Genomic DNA, 17,855 nt, shown 5'->3' on the forward strand with positions numbered 1-17,855 from the left:
AAGGAGGAAGAAACATGAAAGCAGTTTATGTAGATGCACCAGAAAGCATTAAAGTAAAAGAAGTGGAAGTACCCGAGCTGAAAGAGAACGAGGTAATGATCAAGGTCAGAGTGGCAGGCATCTGTGGTTCCGATATCCATACTTACAAAGGATTGCATCCCTTCAGAAAACCACCGGTCATCATCGGCCACGAAGTCGCAGGAGAAGTGGTTGAAGTTGGCAGCAGCGTGAAAGATTTTTCCGTAGGTGACAGAGTAACCGTAGAACCGCAGATCGGTACAGGTGAAAGTGAAGGGGTTATGACGGGTAATATTAATTACTCGGATGAAAGACTGGCACCCGGCATAGGTGAATGGCTCGGAGCGATGGCGGAGTACTTCATCTCACCTGAAGCACAAGTCATCAGACTGCCGGATTCCGTTGACTACGACAGAGGCGTACTGGTCGAGCCATTGGCGGTAGGCGTCCACGCTGTCTACAAAGCGGATATCAAGCCGACGGACAGAGTGGCAGTCATCGGTTCTGGTCCCATCGGTCTATTGACTCTGGCAGCGGTAAAACATAGAGGCGTGGAAACGACACTTGTGACGGATGTTCTCGACTACTCCCTTGATGTGGCTAAAGAGATGGGTGCCACACTGACAATCAACAGTGCACAGGATGAGAACTGGATTGAAAATGCCAAGAAGGAACTGGGCGGCTCTTTTGACAAAGTATTCGTCACTGCCGGCGTACGTGGCATCATCGACCAGTCACTATCACTGCTGCGTAAAGGCGGGAAAGTCATTACAGTCGCAATGTTCAATGGACGACAGGAAGTGGACATTGAGAACCTGCAGCAGAACGAAAAGGAAATCATCGGCTGCATGACCTACAACAGACCAGACACTGAAGAAGCGGTTAGAATCATTGAAGAAGACAAAATCCCTGTCAATAAAGTGATTTCCCATAAGCTATCAATGGACCAGGCGGACTACGGCTTCAGAATTGTCGACAAGAAAGAGGACGCGTCGGTAAAAGTGCTGGTTGAATTCGATTCTTAAAATGGAGGGACACAAGTGAATATTTTCAAATACAGAATACTATTGTTTCTAGGGCTTACCGCCATTCTGCTGTCCGGTTGCGGCGGCAGCACGAAAGCAGAAGATGTCACAGTTCTTAGAATGGGACATATTCAGAGTGAATCCCATACTTGGCATAAAGGATCAGAAGAATTTGCAAGACTGGTGGAGGAAAAGACAAATGGTTCCGTCAGAGTGGATATCTATCCGAGCTCGACCCTGGGCTCGGACAGGGACCTGCTCGAAGGCATGCAGATCGGTTCTGTCGACTTTGCACTGGTCGCGGGTGTAATGTCAAATTTCTACACACCATACGCGATTCTTGAGCTGCCATACTTATTTGAAGACCAGGCGCACCTTGAATCATTTCTATACGGAGAAGCAGGTCAGAAACTGCAAGACGAAACACTTGAGGCAACGGGGATCCGCGGGCTTGAGTTCTGGGTACGTGGACCACGTGAACTGACCAGCAATGTCAAAGTGGAAACACCTGAAGACCTCAGTGGACTCAAAATCCGGGTGCCTAACATAGAAGCGTCCGTTAAAGGCTGGCAGGCAATGGGTGCCAACCCGACACCGATGAACTTTGGAGAAGTCTATTCCTCACTGCAGACAGGTGTCATTGATGCCCAGGAGAATCCACTGTCATTCTCGACGAACGCAAGAATCCATGAGGTACAGGATTACCTGGTAATGACGGATCATGTATATGGCTATGTCCAGCTTCTGACAAGTGAAAAAACGTTCCAGAAACTCTCCTCTGAAGAGCAGCAGGCGGTACAAGAAGCGGCTGAAGAGGCGACAGAATACCAGAACCAGCTTGTAAGTGAAGAGGACGAAGCAGCCAAACAGAGCTTCCTTGAAGAAGGCGTCGAAATCATCGAAGTGGACAAGGAACCGTTCATGGAACTTGTTCAGCCTGTACACGATGAACTTGCTGCCAAATATGGCCAGGAACTCTACGACTCGATCGTCGAATTGAAACAATAAGGAGTTATTAGATGAAAGCATACATCAACTTTATGGACACATTGAATACTGGACTCAGATATATTGTCTCGACCTTGTTCGTCATCATGGTTTCACTGGTTTTCCTTCAGGTGCTGACAAGGTTCGTCATCAACTATCCGATCAGCTGGACAGAAGAAATTTCCAGGTATCTCATGATATATATCGTGTTCCTCGGTTCTGCCTTGCTTGTACGTAGGAGTGCACATATCGCCGTCGACTTTCTTCTGGAAATCGTCAAACCGAAAACGAAAGGTATTCTGGATATCATCATCCTGATTGCCAGCATCATATTCTTTGCGATACTGCTTATTTTTGGGATCCAATTGACTTTTGTAGTCATCGGACAGGTTACACCAAACCTGCAGTTCTCAATGGCATGGGCCTATGCGGCAGTACCTGTCGGCGCTCTATTGATGTTTTTGAATGCGCTTGCAGTTCTGTTTGAAAAGATGCAGAACAGAGGACATAAAGGGGAGGAGCAGCTCACATGATCGCAATACTCATCATCTCATTACTGATCCTATTCCTGCTTGGGGTACCAGTAGCAATATCCCTTGGCCTTTCTTCGGCTCTGGCACTTTTCCTGGCTGGTGATATGCCTTTGGCAACAGTTGCCCAGAGAAGCTTTGTCGCACTCGATTCATTTCCGCTTATGGCGATTCCGTTGTTCATTCTTGCCGGTGTCATCATGGAATATGGCGGCATTTCACAGAAGCTGATCAATCTTGCCAATGCCCTTACCGGTCACGTTACCGGTGGACTGGCCATTGTCACAGTCATTACGACACTGTTCTTTGCCGCTATTTCGGGATCCAGTGTGGCAGCAACAGCGGCACTTGGATCGATACTTATCCCTGCAATGATCAGACGCGGCTACCATAAGGAATTTGCCGGCGGCGTGCAGGCTGTCTCAGGGACACTCGGCATCATTCTGCCGCCAAGTATTCCGCTGATCTTATATGGTGTTGCGGCCGGTGCCTCCATTGGTGATCTTTTTGTCGCCTCCATGCTGCCAGGTATCATCATCGGCCTTGGACTCGTAGTTACCGTCGTCATCATTGCCAAGAGAAGAGACTACACGAAAGAGCGCAGAGCAACAGGTAAGGAACTTCTTAAAGCATTTTGGGAAGCGATTCCAGCCGTCATCATGCCTTTCATTATACTTGGTGGTATATACAGTGGTATCTTTACAGCGACAGAAGCGGCAGCAGTTGCCGTTGTCTATGCGTTCATCATCAGCGTGTTCGTCTATAAGGGAATTGGTCTCAGAAACATCAGAACCGTACTGACAACAGCGACCGAGACAACAGCTTCCATCATGTTCATCCTGGCAACTGCAGGGCTGTTCAGCTGGATACTGACAATAGAAAATGTACCTCAGGAAGTCGCACAGACCATCACATCAGTCACCGACAATCCTATGGTATTCCTGCTTCTTGTCGTACTGCTTCTGCTGTTCATCGGCATGTTCATGGAAACCAATGCATCCATCATAATATTAGCGCCGATACTCGTGCCGATCGCTTCAGAAGTCGGCGTCGACCCAGTACACTTCGGTGTCGTCATGATTGTTGCGCTCGCACTTGGCATGGTTACACCGCCGCTCGGTTTGAACCTGTTCATTGTAGGCAGGATCGGCCAGATCAGGATCGATCAGCTGACCCGCGCACTCGTTCCATTCTATATTGCAGTCATCATCGCCATTGCACTCATCACTTTTATCCCTCAGATTGCACTGGGACCAGTACAGCTATTTGATACCAAGTAAGGAGTTGTCATTATGAATAAAGAGGATCTGCTCCATGACCTTAAAAGAACCGGGGAATTCATGGGAAACAATAAACTCGTGTGGGGGACTGCCGGAAACATCAGCGCAAGGCTCGATGACAACCAGTTCTATGTTTCAGCGAGCGGCACATACTTGAGTGAAATTACAGAAGAAGAATTTTCACTCTGTGACGAAAATGGACTTGTGGAAGGCAAGAAGCCGTCGAAAGAACACATCATGCATCAGGGAATCTATGAAAATAGGCCGGAGATCAACGCCATACTGCATTCCTCACCGTTCTACAGTACACTGGTCGCAAACTCCGATCTCGAGCTCCCTTCGAACTACTTCGTCGAAGCCATGTACTATCTTGAAAGAGTCGTCAGAGTCCCTTACTACCATCCAGGGAGCAGGGAACTGGCAGAAGCGGTGAAGGAGAAGTCCAAAGAAGGCAACATCCTGCTGCTTGAGAACCATGGCATCATCGTCTACGATATCAATCTGAAAGAAGCACGAATGGCACTCGAAACACTCGAGTACACTGCGAGGATGCATATCACTGCACTTCAGAACGGGATCAACATGCAGGGGCTGTCTGATGAAAAGGTGGAAAACTTTTTGAAAAACTCCGGATATAAGCCGGTTAGGGATTGGCCGGAGCAATAGAAAGTGAATAGATATTTTGAAGACGACAGCTGATAATTTCAGCTGTCGTTTTTTTGAACTTGAATTGGTCTGGCCAGTACGTTTACACATTATTTATGTATGAAATCTCCTTCCAAGAGTACAGAAAACCGGGTACTGTCTATTTTTTCATACAGTACTGCTGTTTTTATTTGAGGTTCATCAAATTACCTTGTTTTTGCCTTTTTACAGAACGGGAAAGTACGGTTAATATAGTGCTATCAAAGGAGGGATGAAATGATCTGGATAATGATTTTTGGAGGTATACTTGCTTCATTCATCTATGCTTTGGCATGTGCTGAAAATAGTGACTTTCTTTATAGAAGGAGTCGGTGCGATTCATGTCGTCATACACTGAATTGGCCAGAGCTTATACCACTTGTCAGTTTTCTGGCTTTAAAAGGAAAATGTTTGCATTGCCATTCCAAAATTGACCGGGGTACCTTTTTGTGCGAACTTCTCTTGGTTTTCTTTTATATTCTTCCTGTATTCTATGATCTCTCTCTAAAAGACTTCACGTTGTACTACCTGGTAATTACGCTTCTCATCCCTATTTCTTTAAATGATATAAAAACATATAAAATACCTGATCATATGAATCTTCTGTTCCTGTTTACTGGTCTATATTTGACTGAACTGTCCTACCTCAACATCTGGGAAGATATTGTGATCATCCTCATTTTGCATCTGTTCTACTATCTTTTCTCTGAAACCATCGGATATGGAGATATCAAACTGTTTACTGTAATCACACTCATAACACCAGTCAACTTCTTTATATATACAATTTTGATGACTTATATAATTGGTGGTCTGTTTATTATCATCCTTCATTTATACAGGAACAAGATACCGAGCAAAATACCATTGGTGCCATTCATAACGAATGCACTCATTCTTTCGTTCCTGCTGTATGAAGAAATGAATCAAATATACTTTGGAGGTTTTCTATGACAATGCTGATCAAAGAAATGCATAATGCCGATAGACCCAGGGAAAGGCTGATGAACTATGGCGCTGATAAGCTGACCAACCAGGAACTGCTTGGCATCATCATCAATACTGGAAACAGGGAGGAATCAAGTGTTACTGTTGCCAACAGGATCATAAAAGATATGAAGTCGATACGTGAATTGAGAGATCTTACCTATCAGGAACTGATCAGCATAAAAGGTATTGGAGAAGCCAAGGCAATTACAATTCTCGCTGTAATTGAAGTAGCGATCAGAATGCATACACATTCTCTGGAAGAAGATGTCTACATCAAAAGCCCTGAAGATGTAAGTGATTTCCTGATGGAGAAAATGAGATATTATCAGCAGGAACATTTCGTTGTTCTATACTTATCTACCAAAAATATGGTCATCCACCAGGAAACCATGTTTAAAGGATCGCTGAATTCATCCATAGTACATCCAAGGGAAGTCTATAAGGAAGCGGTTAAAAGGAGTGCTGCAGCCATAATCTGTGTTCATAACCATCCAAGCGGGGATCCATCACCATCCCGGGAAGACATTGAGGTGACCAAGCGGCTTCATGACTGCGGTGATATGATCGGTGTGGATTTTCTGGATCATATCATTATAGGAGCCGGTAAATTCATCAGTCTAAAAGAAATGAACTTTATTAAATAGGGAGGAATCTTATGGGTCTTGATATGTATTTATACCTGCAGGAAAAGGAAACAAAGGAAGTGATAGAATACAGCTACTATAGAAAGTTCAATGCATTGCAAGGGTATTTTGTGAGAAGATACGAAATCGAAAATTGTGGGAAGATTAAACTTACAAATAAAACAATAAATGAACTCTATCTGACATTGAACGAGGTGCGACATTCTCCGGAAAAAGCAAATCTTTTGATGCCTGTTTTTCCTGGACCTTTTTTCGGTTCATATGAATACGATCGAATATATCATAACTACATCAATCAGGCCGCTTGCGACTTCTATCATGCGAAATTCATCAACTATGATAAGTATGACCTTTACTACACCTCGGATTGGTAAGGAAAATTACACCAAAATATTACAACTCTATTACAACCCTGTTAGTTTTGTAAAATGTGTTGAAAACCGAAATAATGTACGTTATGATTTATATATCTTATAAATTACATAACAAGGAGGTCAATTTTATGATTACTGCAACTTACTTCTTCGAAAAACAACTTCATATTATTGCCTCCTTCGATAGATTCTAACCCACTCCGGTTCTAATCTAGATATCATATATATTATTTCTTATCTGTTAGGGGAGGCGCAAGCCTCCCTATTTTTATGCCTGATATCAGTGTGCACATTAATAGTGCGCACTTTTTTTGTTGTAATTTATAAGAATATTCCGAACTATAGGGGTGATGATATGCCGAATTCAAAATGCAAAAGACAGCTTGATGCAATGACAACAACGAATATTTCAACAAAGACTACCAGAGGATGCTCTCGACTGTAATTGTGGATTGAGTGCCCTGGTAAGAACAGGGTGGTGTTATCATGTTCGAGTTTCTATGGAAACTGAGATGGTATTTTAAAGAAAACAAATGGAAGTATACAACAATCATCGGTGTGCTCCTGATAGCGAATGTACTGGAAGTGATTCCGGCACAGCTGATTGGGCGGACAATCGACTTCATCGGCAACGGTGAGATGACGGAGCGGCTCATGTGGCAGCTTGTCATCATCTTTCTTGCCGTGACTGTATTGACGTACACAGCGACCTATATATGGTCCTATCTGCTGTTTGACGGAGCGAAGAAGATCGAGGGCATCATCAGGATGAAACTGATGCGCAAATTTCTGCTTCTGTCTCCGAGCTTCTATGAACGCAATAAGACGGGCGATCTGATGGCGAAGGCGACGAATGATCTGCGCAGTGTCAATATGGCGACCGGCATAGGACTCTTGACACTGGTCGATGCGACATCATTCATGCTGACAATCATTCTGGTCATGGGCTTCACAATTTCATGGCAGCTGACGCTTTTTGCGCTCCTGCCTCTGCCGATTCTGGCCATTGTCGAGCAGCGTCTCGGCAAGAAGATCAATGAGGCCCATAAGGAAAGCCAGGAGGCGTTCAGTGTGATGAATGACTCGGTACTGGAAATTGTCGAAGGGGTCAGGCTGACCCGAAGCTATGTTCAGGAAAAAGCGGAGAACAACCGCTTTAAGGGTATGACGGACGACTATCTGCAGAAGTTCATGAAAGTCGAACGTCTGGATGCGCTGTTCAGACCGCTGACCGTCATTGTAACCACATTCAGCTTCATGGTCGCTTTCGGCTATGGGGCAGTGCTTGCCAATCGCGGCATCATTTCGGTCGGCGATATCGTCGCTTTCAACGTGTACCTGAACATGCTGGTCTGGCCGATGTTCGCGGTCGGCATGCTGTTCAATGTGATGCAGCGTGGAAATGCATCACTGACCCGCATCGATGAAGTGCTTGATACGGAAGACGACGTGAAGCACCAGGGTGACATGATGATGACGAATGCGGGCATGGACTTTGACAAGCTGTCATTCCAGTATCCGCTCAGCACACGAACGAACTTGCAGGATATTACGTTCGAACTCAAGAGCGGTGAGACACTCGGCATTGTCGGCAGGACCGGCAGCGGGAAGTCGACGCTAGTCAAACAGCTTCTGAAATTCTATCCGGAAGGGGAGGGGGGACTGGTCATAGATGGTAAGAGAATTGCCGAGCTCGATAAGAAGGCACTGCGCGAAAAAATCGGTTATGTTTCTCAGGAGAACATCCTCTTCTCCAGAACTGTCAGAGAAAACATTCTCTTCGGCAATCCGGAGGCGACTGAGGCTGAACTTGGGGCAGCCATTGCACTCAGTGCACTTGATACAGATCTGAAACGTATGCCACAAGGCCTTGATACGATGGTCGGTGAAAAGGGCATCGCCCTGAGTGGCGGACAGAAGCAGCGCATCTCCATTGCGAGAAGCCTGATCCGTGACCCCGATATTCTGATACTGGACGATGCACTCAGTGCGGTTGATGCGAAGACCGAGAAGCGGATCATCGATGGCATCAGACGAAATCGTACCAGCAAGACGACCATCATCGTTACGCATAGACTATCTGCCGTACAGCACGCAGATCTGATTGCGGTACTGGACGATGGGCAGGTTGTAGAAATGGGAACGCACGAAACGCTGTCAGCAACCGGTGGCTGGTACAGCCAGCAGAATGACTACTACCGGACTGGAGGTGAAACAATATGAAAGAACTTAAGAGACTGATCAATTATGCGCTATATTTCAAGGGATGGTTCGCCCTCGGTATCATTCTGATGATACTGATGGTCGGCTTTGAACTGCTCGGACCGGTGATCGCCATGATCATTCTGGATCGTCATATCCAGGGAGGTGAAGGGCAGATCGAGATGCTGCCGATCTATCAGCTGCTGGCGGTATTTCTAGGGACCAATCTTCTGTACGCCATATTTAGCTACTTCCAGGAGGTTGTCCTTCAGAATTCGGGAGCACTGGTGGTTCAAAAAATCAGAAATGATGTATTTCAGCATGTACAAAAGTTGCCGATCCGCTATTTCGACGATCTCCCAGCGGGCAAGGTGGTGGCAAGGATTACAAACGATACGGAATCCATTCTGCATATGTTCTCAATTGTTCTTCCGATGTTTCTTGTCAGCACTCTGACCATCGGGGCGATTACAGTCGTTACGCTTTTCATCAACATCTGGACCGGATTGGTCATGCTGCTGTTTGTACCGATCATCATTATCTGGATGGTGCTCTATAGGAAGTATTCGAATGACTTCAACCATACCAGAAGAGAGCGTAACAGTGATATTAATGCGATGATCAACGAATCGATCAGCGGCATGCCGATCATCCAGGTTTTCAATCGGGAAGAGCAGATTACACGGGAGTTTGAAGCTTTGAATAATGACTATCTTAAGAGTACAGGCAGCCTGATCAAGCTTGAAAGTGCCACAGGCCAGAATCTGATGGGGACATTGAGATCGCTGCTGTTTGCAGTGATGGTCTATATTTTCGCATCGAGCTTTTTGGATGCATCAACAGCATTGTCCGTCGGGACGATGTATATACTTGTGGACTATGTGACACGTTTTTTCAACCCGCTGTTCAATATCATCGGGGAACTGGACATCTATGAGCAGGCCCGTGTCGCTGCAGTGAAAGTATTCGAACTGCTTGATGCAGAAATCGAAGTGGAGCAGGAAGAAAACCTGGGCAGCTTCACCGGTCATATTGCCTTCAAGGAGGTCAGCTTCTCCTACGATGACAAACATACAGTGCTCAAAGACATCAGTATAGATGTGTCGCCGGGAGAAACCGTAGCGCTTGTCGGTCATACCGGTTCCGGCAAGAGCTCGATCATCAACCTGCTGATGCGTTTCTATGACCCGGTCAAAGGAAAGATTCTATTCGATGGCAAGGATACACGCAAATTCAGCAAACAGTCCTTGAGACAGCACATGTCAATTGTACTTCAGGATCCCTTCATCTACAGTGGATCCCTGTTGTTCAATCTGCGGATGAACAACGAAGAGATTTCTGAAGAAGAAGCAAGGCAGGCACTCCTCAGTGTCGGTGGTGGGGAAATGCTGTCACGCATGAACAACGATATGCACACCGAACTGACCGAACGCGGTTCGACACTGTCGCTCGGTGAGCGTCAGCTCATTTCATTTGCACGCGCTATGGTATTCAACCCGAAAGTGCTCGTACTTGATGAAGCCACAAGCAACATCGACTCCGAAACCGAGCAGATGATCCAGCATGCCATGAAGGTCGTCAGTGCAAATCGCACAACCTTCATTATTGCCCACCGGCTGTCGACCATCCAGCACGCAGATCAGATTCTGCTGCTTGATAGCGGCCGCATTGTTGAGAAGGGCAACCACGAGGAACTCATTGCCTCAGGCAAGGAGTACGCCAAGATGTACACCATGCAGCTCGGCCAGCCGAAAGCGATGAATGCATAGATATGTTAAAGAAACCATCTGCTGATCAAGGCAGATGGTTTCTTATTTTTATAACAATTGGTAGATAGGAAATTATTCATGACTTAAATAGTTCAGGAATAGAAACCGGCTCTAGGAAAGTTCTAAGTTCACCATCCACTTTTCCGAAGTCAACAGACTGTATCCAGTTATATTTAAAATACATACCGTCATCTTTGTCTTCTCCAGTAACTTTATGCGCCCAGAAGTCCTCAGTATTCGAAGGGGCATACAACAGAAAATCATGACGTTCAACCATCTTTTTGATGAAAGGTTTGTAGTAGGTTACACACCCTAATTTCCGTACGAGTTTCGTATTCAACAAACCTGTTTCTTCATGTATTTCACGGTTAAGAGCCATTATCAGGTCTTCTTTTTCTTCTACGCCGCCTCCAGGAATACGTAAGGTGGAGACTTTGTCAGAATCAAAAGACAGTGTTAGCAACTCATGAATTCCATCATCTTTTTCACGTATGATAAATCCTATGACAGAAACCTTCTTATTTTGACTCGCCCAGTTGATCGCACTTTCTGCCAGCTCGTTTACTAGTGAAGACTTCATTTTCTGGTACTCTTCAACATTAAAAACCTGTTGCACGCTGAGCTCCTTTTTAAGGCGTTTGTACTTTGCTGCTTCTTGTGGATTTTCAACCAGATAATCTCTAAAAGCCAAATGTCTACTAACTTCGCTTTTGCCTGATTGGTAAATATGTACGTGGTGTGTTCTGCTGCTATTTATATGCTTAACAAAAAATCGTCTGCCAGCTATTCCGTTCTCTCCTTTTACAGTATACCCAAGCTTAGTCATCATAGTATTATATGAATCTACGTGTTGAACATTTTGAACTTCTACCAGAATATCGATTATAGGTTTGGCGACCATTTCCGGGATTGCAGTACTTCCAATGTGGTGTATGTCCAATAGCTCTTCAGCAAAAACTGCCTGTATCTTCTTAGCTTCTCTGTTAAAGTCATCTTCCCAGCTTTTTCTGTAAGAAACCAACTCCAGCTTTCGCATAAATTCACCCTGTCTTTTTTATGTTAGGTTCTGTATCCATTAGTTATATTTTTGCCATCTATTTTCGTTCTAATTCAAGCCTCTTTAGATATTGCTCATATTACTCGGTTTTACCATGATCAACCGCAAAGCTGAAAACGAGCTTCAAAACATATAAGGCGAGCAGTCCATTCAGAATAAAATGTGTGTCAGAGAGCAGCGTCAGTATGCCGAGTCCCAGTAGGGCAGATGCCATTCCAGCAGTACGCTGTAGGTCTCTTTTTTCAATTCTGGTAATAATCCATGCGACAGATATGGTGAAAATCCAGATGATTGCACATAATGAAAAATTGCCGAAGATCCAGCCGAGTATCAGTGGCTGGACGTGGATGGTCAGAAATACCAACCTGGCTTCAGGACTTCCCTGATAGTATTCATTCGTACCTTTTGTAACATTGGCCACCACACCCCCGGTGATATCGAGTGTCAGTATGACCAGTAGTATCATCTTCCACACTGCGAGCTCTGACCATTCATCAAATGTGTGAAAAAGCAGTATTGAGGAAAGAAGAATGCAGCTCGCCAGCACAATGGCCAACTCCGCCTTTGTTGTCCTTCTGCCAAAAAGTTCATGGAGAAGTTTGGGGACGGGCAATGTCTTTTTGGATATTTTCTTGTTCATCCTGAACACGTTCCTTCATGCATCAAAAGTGAAGCTGACTGCTGCGTCTATTATTCTGCAGATGTACTGTTTCGATGAAAGTGTTCCAATCATATCTATTATATACCGATAGAGTAGAAACAGTTGGTTATCAAGTTTCGTAAATCCAAACTATCTGAATGTTGACATTTCTCCTGGTGTCATGTAGAGTTATCATCATTCAACTGAATACTGTTATCCAGAGAAGTGGAGGGAATAGGCCCTTTGAAGCTTCAGCAGCAGGCTCACCCGGGTACTGTGCTAAATCCTACAAGCGGAGGCTTGGCAGATAATTGTAGAAACCATTTGCCATTTCGGCAGATGGTTTTTTTATTTTACATAGAGGATGTGATCGGATGGCAATTGTACTTGAAGATGTATCAAAGACGTACGAAGTGAATGGCAGGAAAGTGGAGGCTCTGAAAAAGCTGTCCTTATCGATATGTGACGGGGAGATATTCGGCATCATCGGTTTCAGTGGTGCAGGGAAGAGTACGCTGCTCAGGCTGATCAACCTTCTGGAGCATCCGAGTTCCGGCAGGGTCAGTGTCAATGGGACGGAACTCAATTCGCTCTCAGGGCAGGATCTAAGAAATAAAAGGCAGAAGATCGGCATGATCTTCCAGCAGTTCAACCTGATCGAGTCGAAGACTGTCTATCAAAACATCGAGTTTGTTCTGAAGGCAAGCAGATACGACAAGAAGAAGGTCAAAGGTCGTATAGAAGAGCTGCTTGCGCTTGTGGGCTTGAGCGACAAGGCGGACAGCTACCCTGGCAATCTGAGTGGCGGACAGAAGCAGCGGGTCGGCATCGCCAGGGCTTTGGCGAACCATCCGGAAGTACTGCTCTGCGATGAAGCGACCAGTGCACTGGATCCGGATACGACGAAGACGATATTGAAGCTGCTCAAGAGGATCAACAAGGAGCTTGGCATCACCATCGTTCTGATTACACATGAAATGGAAGTCATCAAGGAGATTGCTGACAGGGTCGGGGTCATGACGGCGGGAGAGATTGTGGAGAGTGATGATGTCTACAGCATTTTCAGCCATCCAAAGCACGCAGTGACGAAAGGGTTCGTCCAGGACATCTACGATTTCATTATTCCGGCACACATTGAAATCAATGAGCGATCCGAGGTCATCACCATCAAGTTTCTGAATGAGAATGCAGAGGCGAACTATGTCAATCAGCTCTATCGTCATTTCGACTGTGACATCAGCATACTGAACGGGCGGATCGAATACATCCATGATATGCCGCTCGGCTTCCTGATGCTGCATGTCAAAGGTGATCCTGAAGAAATCACAAGGCTCAAAATATTCATCGACGAATCCAATGGCATAGAAAGGGCTGAAATCCATGCAGAGACTGTCTGAAATTGCACCGCTGCTATACCGTGCACTGCTTGAAACCACGCTAATGGTATCGGTCTCCATATTCTTTGCGGTACTTGTCGGACTGCCGCTCGGCATACTGCTGTATGTTACAGCAAACCCGCTGCTGTTCAGAATAAAGCCGTTGAACCAGGTTCTAGGCGCCATCACCAACGTCATCCGTTCGTTTCCTTTCATCATACTCATCGTGGCCATCATGCCGGTGGCAACATGGCTGACAAACAGCTCGCACGGTCCTGTATTTGCCAGCGTGGCACTGTCCATCGCAGCAATACCGCTCTTTGCCAGACTAGCTGAGACGAGTTTCAATGGCGTCAGCAAAGGGGTCATCGAAGCGAGCATCGCAGGCGGGGCTTCCCTGCCGCTAATCATTACGGATGTACTCATACCTGAAGCGCGCCGTGGTCTCACCCAGGGCATCACGCTGACAATCATCTCCATCATCGCTTTCAGTGCGACTGCAGGTGTCGTCGGGGGTGGCGGCATCGGCGATCTGGCCATCCGCTATGGATACTACCGCTATGACACAGTGACAATGGTTGCCACTGTCGTCGTCCTGATCATCATCGTACAGCTTGTACAGCTGATCGGAGATTTTTTGACCAGAAGACAGGAGGGGAACTGATATGCGAGGAATATTGATATTTCTAGCTTCGACTCTGGCAGTCATCATCGGCTCCAGTGCATTGCTGTATGAAGGAGAAGGGGAAGTCATCACAATCGGTGCTTCCACTGGACCTTACAGTGACATGGTGAATTTTGCCCTGAAGCCGGCACTTGAGGACCAGGGCTATACGGTTGAAATCGTCGAGTACACCGACTACATACAGCCGAATAATGCGCTGCATAATGGGGATCTCGATGCCAATCTATACCAGAACAAGTCCTTCATGTCCGATTTCAATGAAGAAAACGGTACGGACTTCACCAATCTCATCCAGGTCCCGACGGCGCCGATGGGGCTTTATTCCAGTGAATACGAATCATTGGAGGAGATCGAAAATGGCAGCGAAGTCGCACTGCCGCTCGATCCGGTCAACTCGTCCAGAGGCTTCCATACGCTCGTTGATGCCGGACTGATCGAAATTGCCGAGGATGCCAATATGCTCGCAGTCGAGGAATCTGATATCATACAGAATAACAAGAACCTGGAATTCGTCTATCAGGATTCCGGCCAGCTGCCAAGAAGCGTGGATCAGATCGGACTGTCGCTTGTACCCGGGAACTTTGCTCTGGCAAGCGGCATGGACCTGGCAGATGCACTGCAGCTTGAGAATATGAATGAAAACTTCAGAAACCAGGTTGTCATCAATGCATCCGATGAGGACAGCAAGCTTGCAGAGGACCTGATCCAGGCAGTGAAGTCCGATCATTTTCAGGATACGATAGACAGCAGGTTCCAGGGATTCGATAAACCGGAGGGACAGTAATGGCAAACAGACTATTGAACAGTATACCGGAAAGCTATTTCAAAACCGCAATGTCGAGTGAACTTGAACCGGGACCGCTGCCGCTCATCAATCTGGCAGTCGGCATTCCGGACGGCCGCACGCCGGAACCGATACTTGAAGCAGTCACAGAGTCGGTATATAAGGAAGAAAATCAGCGATACGTCAGCTTCAGGGGAAAGCCGTCCTTCAAGCATGAAATCAAAACCTTCTATAAAAAGCATTATGATGTGGACCTCGAAGATGATAACATTGCGCTCCTCTATGGAACGAAAAGTGCACTGGTCCAGTTTCCGATGATTTTTATTGAACCGGGGGAGGGTGTTTTCCTCCCGAACCCGGGCTATCCGGACTACGGTCCCGGTGTCATGCTTGCACGCGGTGAAACATACGACCTGCCGCTGCTCCCTGAGAACGGCTACCTTCCGGATTATGACAGCCTGCCGGACCACGAACTTCAGAATGCGCGGCTGATCTACCTGAACTACCCATCCAATCCGCTCGGGGCGGTTGCCGATAAGGCATTCTTCGACCGGACAGTGGAGAGGTTCAAAGAGACACGTACCAGGATCGTCCATGACTTCGCCTACGCCACATTTTCATTCGACAATCCGCATCCGAGCATCCTCGAGAGTGACACGAATCTTGATTGCGCCATCGAAATCTACTCGCTGTCGAAAGGCTTCAACATGTCCGGTTTCCGCACCGGCTTTGCGGTCGGCAACAGGGAGATGATCGAAGCCATCAATACGTATCAGGATCACACGCAGACGGGCATGTGGGGCGTGACACAGGATGCATCAGCCGCGGCGCTTCGGAATGATGGGGAGATTCTGTCAGGCCAGAAGGAGAAGTTCAGGCGTCGGAGTGCCATGGTGACGGATGCTTTTACTGACATGGGAGTTCCGATCAATCCGATCAAAGGCGGCATATTCGGCTGGATCAAGGTACCTTCAGGATACGATGGGGAATCGTTCAGGGATTATCTCATCCAGGAGCTGTCGATTCTCGTTACTCCAGGCTTTGCTTTCGGTTCGAGAGGCAAGGACTACATCAGAATCTCCCTTGCTGTGGAGGATGCCGTGCTTCGAGAGACGGTGTCAAGATTCCAGCAGATCAAACATTTATGGCAGTAATGGAAAAAATTTTTCGAAAGTACTTGATATTAATATCAAATGCATGTAACATTATAGATAACATAACAGGTCACAAAGTAATGAATGTCTCATGAAGGTGGCCTCCGATAGAACAGTGCAACATGTTCTAGATATCATATATATTATTATCTTATCTGTTATAGAGAGGCTGCCGCCTCTCTATTTTTTATTTTACATATGCTTATCACACTCGCCCGAGTGTGGTATTCTTTTAATCAGATATTAAGGACTAATTGGAGGCGTTGGATTGTGAACAGGCTTTTCAACCGGAATCGCATGCTGATCATTCTGTTTGGCATCATCATTTTAATTCTGCTCATCGGCTTTTCCATGACGGATCGGAGTTCCACGACCCGTGCTGAACAGTTCACTGCCGATGCAGCAGCTGGTTCGCAGATGATCATCAATGCACCATTCGATTTTGTCGGAAGCCTTTTCGGCACGATCACCCGCAGCTTCAATGCGGTTGAGGAAAATGAAAAACTGCGGGCGCAGCTTGAAATGTTGCCCCAGATGCAGGCGGACATCGAACGGCTCGAGGCAGAGAACGAAGAACTTCGGGAAGCGCTCGATATCAGTTCCAGGCAGTCCTACGAGAGCATCAATGCACGGGTGATTTCAAGATCGCATGACCAGTGGCTGAACAGTTTCACAATCGACAAGGGTGAAACGGATGGCCTCACTACAGGCATGGCGGTCATGACACCAGAAGGGCTGATCGGTACAGTGACACGTGTCAATGGGGGGACGAGCTATGTCGAGATGCTGACGACTTCGGTGTCGCAGAATAATCTTTCGGTCGAAGTGATGCATGACGGCACTCCGATCTACGGCAATGTCCAGAAGTACGACAAGGAAAGAAATCTGCTTGTCGTCGAGAATATAAAGAACCGCAGCGGGCTCTCCCCGGGAGATGAAGTCTTTACAAGCGGTCTTGTCGGCAACTATCCGGAAGGTCTCCTGATCGGCACGGTGGTCGAAGTGGAGAATGATGAATATGGTCTCAGCCAGAACGCTTATGTGCAATTGAAAAGTAATGCAGATAATGTCGATGTGGTCTTCGTCATCGAGAGAAGCCCGGAATCGATGGAGGACTAGCATGAGAGCCATCATGATATTTCTCACCACGTTCCTGCTGATGTATGTGGACTTTGCATTTGCCGGCTTCAGCCCGATCATCGTCAGTGATGTCGAAGTCTATTTCGTTCCGCGCGTACTTCTGATGTTCATTCTGCTGCTGTCGATCTATACAGGTTCCAGAATGAGCATCCTGCTCGCAGTCGTCTTCGGTGCAATGCTCGACTTCTACATAGGATCGGTGTATGGCATCCATGCTTTCGGCATGGTGGCCTTCGTCCTGTTCATGCACACTGCCTTCCGGGTGTTCCATAAGGATTTTGTCGCCATGGCTTTCGTCGTGCTGCTGCTGACGATGCTGTATGACATATACATCTACCTGCTCCATATCATCCTCGACCTGGTGGACAAGCCGGTATTCGACTATATGGCGCTGCGCGCGGCACCGAGCCTGCTGCTCAATGCGCTGCTCTTTACCGTGGTGTATGTCATCGCCCTGAAAACGTCAAGGGTCAGAAAAGAGGTACTGCCAAAGCATTGACACCGGCCTGAGGTGCT

At 46.6% G+C, this 17,855-nt stretch carries 18 protein-coding genes and 1 riboswitch; of the genes, 16 read left to right on the forward strand and 2 right to left on the reverse strand.

Features of this window, described 5'->3' with window-relative positions; all coding sequences use genetic code 11:
• Nucleotides 1-14: 14 nt before the first annotated feature.
• From J4760_RS02065 to J4760_RS02110, 10 genes are all read left to right on the forward strand, one after another.
• Nucleotides 15-1,043 (forward strand): zinc-dependent alcohol dehydrogenase, encoded by a 1,029-nt coding sequence (locus tag J4760_RS02065; protein WP_237604624.1) that lies wholly within the window; start codon nucleotides 15-17, stop codon nucleotides 1,041-1,043.
• 15 nt (nucleotides 1,044-1,058) lie between these two features.
• On the forward strand, nucleotides 1,059-2,051 hold the full coding sequence (locus J4760_RS02070) for a TRAP transporter substrate-binding protein (RefSeq protein ID WP_237604625.1): 993 nt from the start codon (nucleotides 1,059-1,061) through the stop codon (nucleotides 2,049-2,051).
• Between the two features lie 11 nt (nucleotides 2,052-2,062).
• Nucleotides 2,063-2,563 (forward strand): TRAP transporter small permease, encoded by a 501-nt coding sequence (locus J4760_RS02075; RefSeq protein ID WP_237604626.1) that lies wholly within the window; start codon nucleotides 2,063-2,065, stop codon nucleotides 2,561-2,563.
• Nucleotides 2,560-3,840, forward strand: coding sequence for a TRAP transporter large permease (locus J4760_RS02080; RefSeq protein WP_237604627.1), 1,281 nt, complete (start codon nucleotides 2,560-2,562; stop codon nucleotides 3,838-3,840). Before J4760_RS02075 ends, J4760_RS02080 begins: the two co-directional genes overlap by 4 nt.
• 12 nt (nucleotides 3,841-3,852) lie before the next feature.
• Nucleotides 3,853-4,506: a class II aldolase/adducin family protein gene (locus tag J4760_RS02085; RefSeq protein ID WP_237604628.1), complete on the forward strand. Its 654-nt coding sequence runs from the start codon at nucleotides 3,853-3,855 to the stop codon at nucleotides 4,504-4,506.
• 267 nt (nucleotides 4,507-4,773) lie between these two features.
• Nucleotides 4,774-5,478, forward strand: coding sequence for a prepilin peptidase (locus J4760_RS02090; RefSeq protein WP_237605034.1), 705 nt, complete (start codon nucleotides 4,774-4,776; stop codon nucleotides 5,476-5,478).
• Nucleotides 5,475-6,158, forward strand: a complete 684-nt coding sequence (radC, locus tag J4760_RS02095) for a RadC family protein (protein ID WP_145285681.1) — start codon at nucleotides 5,475-5,477, stop codon at nucleotides 6,156-6,158. The genes J4760_RS02090 and radC overlap by 4 nt, the downstream gene beginning before the upstream one ends.
• Nucleotides 6,159-6,169: 11 nt before the next feature.
• Entirely contained in the window at nucleotides 6,170-6,532 is a 363-nt protein-coding gene (locus J4760_RS02100) for a hypothetical protein (RefSeq protein ID WP_145285684.1), read from the forward strand.
• 486 nt (nucleotides 6,533-7,018) lie between these two features.
• On the forward strand, nucleotides 7,019-8,755 hold the full coding sequence (locus J4760_RS02105) for an ABC transporter ATP-binding protein (RefSeq protein WP_237604629.1): 1,737 nt from the start codon (nucleotides 7,019-7,021) through the stop codon (nucleotides 8,753-8,755).
• Nucleotides 8,752-10,503: an ABC transporter ATP-binding protein gene (locus J4760_RS02110; RefSeq protein ID WP_237604630.1), complete on the forward strand. Its 1,752-nt coding sequence runs from the start codon at nucleotides 8,752-8,754 to the stop codon at nucleotides 10,501-10,503. Before J4760_RS02105 ends, J4760_RS02110 begins: the two co-directional genes overlap by 4 nt.
• A 76-nt stretch (nucleotides 10,504-10,579) precedes the next feature.
• Here the strand turns inward: J4760_RS02110 and J4760_RS02115 are convergent, their stop codons facing one another.
• Both J4760_RS02115 and J4760_RS02120 read right to left on the reverse strand, forming a co-directional pair.
• Entirely contained in the window at nucleotides 10,580-11,539 is a 960-nt protein-coding gene (locus tag J4760_RS02115; protein WP_237604631.1) for a GrpB family protein, read from the reverse strand.
• A gap of 100 nt (nucleotides 11,540-11,639) precedes the next feature.
• Entirely contained in the window at nucleotides 11,640-12,200 is a 561-nt protein-coding gene (locus tag J4760_RS02120; RefSeq protein ID WP_237604632.1) for a hypothetical protein, read from the reverse strand.
• A 210-nt stretch (nucleotides 12,201-12,410) separates the two neighbouring features.
• A riboswitch (SAM riboswitch) is annotated at nucleotides 12,411-12,514 on the forward strand.
• A gap of 60 nt (nucleotides 12,515-12,574) precedes the next feature.
• On the opposite strand from J4760_RS02120, the gene J4760_RS02125 reads away from it, so the two are divergent.
• From J4760_RS02125 to mreD, 6 genes are all read left to right on the forward strand, one after another.
• The gene (locus tag J4760_RS02125; protein WP_237604633.1) at nucleotides 12,575-13,597 is read left to right on the forward strand and encodes a methionine ABC transporter ATP-binding protein; all 1,023 of its coding nucleotides are present in this window, start codon (nucleotides 12,575-12,577) and stop codon (nucleotides 13,595-13,597) included.
• On the forward strand, nucleotides 13,581-14,240 hold the full coding sequence (locus J4760_RS02130; RefSeq protein WP_145285702.1) for a methionine ABC transporter permease: 660 nt from the start codon (nucleotides 13,581-13,583) through the stop codon (nucleotides 14,238-14,240). The genes J4760_RS02125 and J4760_RS02130 overlap by 17 nt, the downstream gene beginning before the upstream one ends.
• A 1-nt stretch (nucleotide 14,241) precedes the next feature.
• Nucleotides 14,242-15,045 (forward strand): MetQ/NlpA family ABC transporter substrate-binding protein, encoded by an 804-nt coding sequence (locus tag J4760_RS02135; RefSeq protein WP_237604634.1) that lies wholly within the window; start codon nucleotides 14,242-14,244, stop codon nucleotides 15,043-15,045.
• On the forward strand, nucleotides 15,045-16,199 hold the full coding sequence (locus J4760_RS02140) for an aminotransferase class I/II-fold pyridoxal phosphate-dependent enzyme (RefSeq protein ID WP_237604635.1): 1,155 nt from the start codon (nucleotides 15,045-15,047) through the stop codon (nucleotides 16,197-16,199). The genes J4760_RS02135 and J4760_RS02140 overlap by 1 nt, the downstream gene beginning before the upstream one ends.
• 270 nt (nucleotides 16,200-16,469) lie before the next feature.
• On the forward strand, nucleotides 16,470-17,318 hold the full coding sequence (mreC, locus tag J4760_RS02145) for a rod shape-determining protein MreC (RefSeq protein WP_145285710.1): 849 nt from the start codon (nucleotides 16,470-16,472) through the stop codon (nucleotides 17,316-17,318).
• A gap of 1 nt (nucleotide 17,319) precedes the next feature.
• Nucleotides 17,320-17,838, forward strand: coding sequence for a rod shape-determining protein MreD (gene mreD / locus J4760_RS02150; protein WP_237604636.1), 519 nt, complete (start codon nucleotides 17,320-17,322; stop codon nucleotides 17,836-17,838).
• Nucleotides 17,839-17,855: the final 17 nt, after the last annotated feature.

The organism is Salinicoccus sp. ID82-1 (genome assembly GCF_021991715.1).
Lineage (GTDB): Bacteria > Bacillota > Bacilli > Staphylococcales > Salinicoccaceae > Salinicoccus > Salinicoccus cyprini.

Excerpts from the sequence above, each read along its gene's own strand:
- J4760_RS02090 (WP_237605034.1), top strand. The coding sequence starts at position 4,774 with ATGATTTTTGGAGGTATACTTGCTTCATTCATCTATGCTTTGGCATGT.
- radC (WP_145285681.1), top strand. The coding sequence starts at position 5,475 with ATGACAATGCTGATCAAAGAAATGCATAATGCCGATAGACCCAGGGAA.
- J4760_RS02125 (WP_237604633.1), top strand. The coding sequence starts at position 12,575 with ATGGCAATTGTACTTGAAGATGTATCAAAGACGTACGAAGTGAATGGC.
- J4760_RS02140 (WP_237604635.1), top strand. The coding sequence starts at position 15,045 with ATGGCAAACAGACTATTGAACAGTATACCGGAAAGCTATTTCAAAACC.
- J4760_RS02135 (WP_237604634.1), top strand. The coding sequence starts at position 14,242 with ATGCGAGGAATATTGATATTTCTAGCTTCGACTCTGGCAGTCATCATC.
- J4760_RS02080 (WP_237604627.1), top strand. The coding sequence starts at position 2,560 with ATGATCGCAATACTCATCATCTCATTACTGATCCTATTCCTGCTTGGG.
- J4760_RS02130 (WP_145285702.1), top strand. The coding sequence starts at position 13,581 with ATGCAGAGACTGTCTGAAATTGCACCGCTGCTATACCGTGCACTGCTT.
- J4760_RS02120 (WP_237604632.1), bottom strand. The coding sequence starts at position 12,200 with ATGAACAAGAAAATATCCAAAAAGACATTGCCCGTCCCCAAACTTCTC.
- J4760_RS02085 (WP_237604628.1), top strand. The coding sequence starts at position 3,853 with ATGAATAAAGAGGATCTGCTCCATGACCTTAAAAGAACCGGGGAATTC.
- mreD (WP_237604636.1), top strand. The coding sequence starts at position 17,320 with ATGAGAGCCATCATGATATTTCTCACCACGTTCCTGCTGATGTATGTG.
- J4760_RS02105 (WP_237604629.1), top strand. The coding sequence starts at position 7,019 with ATGTTCGAGTTTCTATGGAAACTGAGATGGTATTTTAAAGAAAACAAA.
- J4760_RS02115 (WP_237604631.1), bottom strand. The coding sequence starts at position 11,539 with ATGCGAAAGCTGGAGTTGGTTTCTTACAGAAAAAGCTGGGAAGATGAC.
- J4760_RS02110 (WP_237604630.1), top strand. The coding sequence starts at position 8,752 with ATGAAAGAACTTAAGAGACTGATCAATTATGCGCTATATTTCAAGGGA.
- J4760_RS02100 (WP_145285684.1), top strand. The coding sequence starts at position 6,170 with ATGGGTCTTGATATGTATTTATACCTGCAGGAAAAGGAAACAAAGGAA.
- J4760_RS02065 (WP_237604624.1), top strand. The coding sequence starts at position 15 with ATGAAAGCAGTTTATGTAGATGCACCAGAAAGCATTAAAGTAAAAGAA.
- J4760_RS02075 (WP_237604626.1), top strand. The coding sequence starts at position 2,063 with ATGAAAGCATACATCAACTTTATGGACACATTGAATACTGGACTCAGA.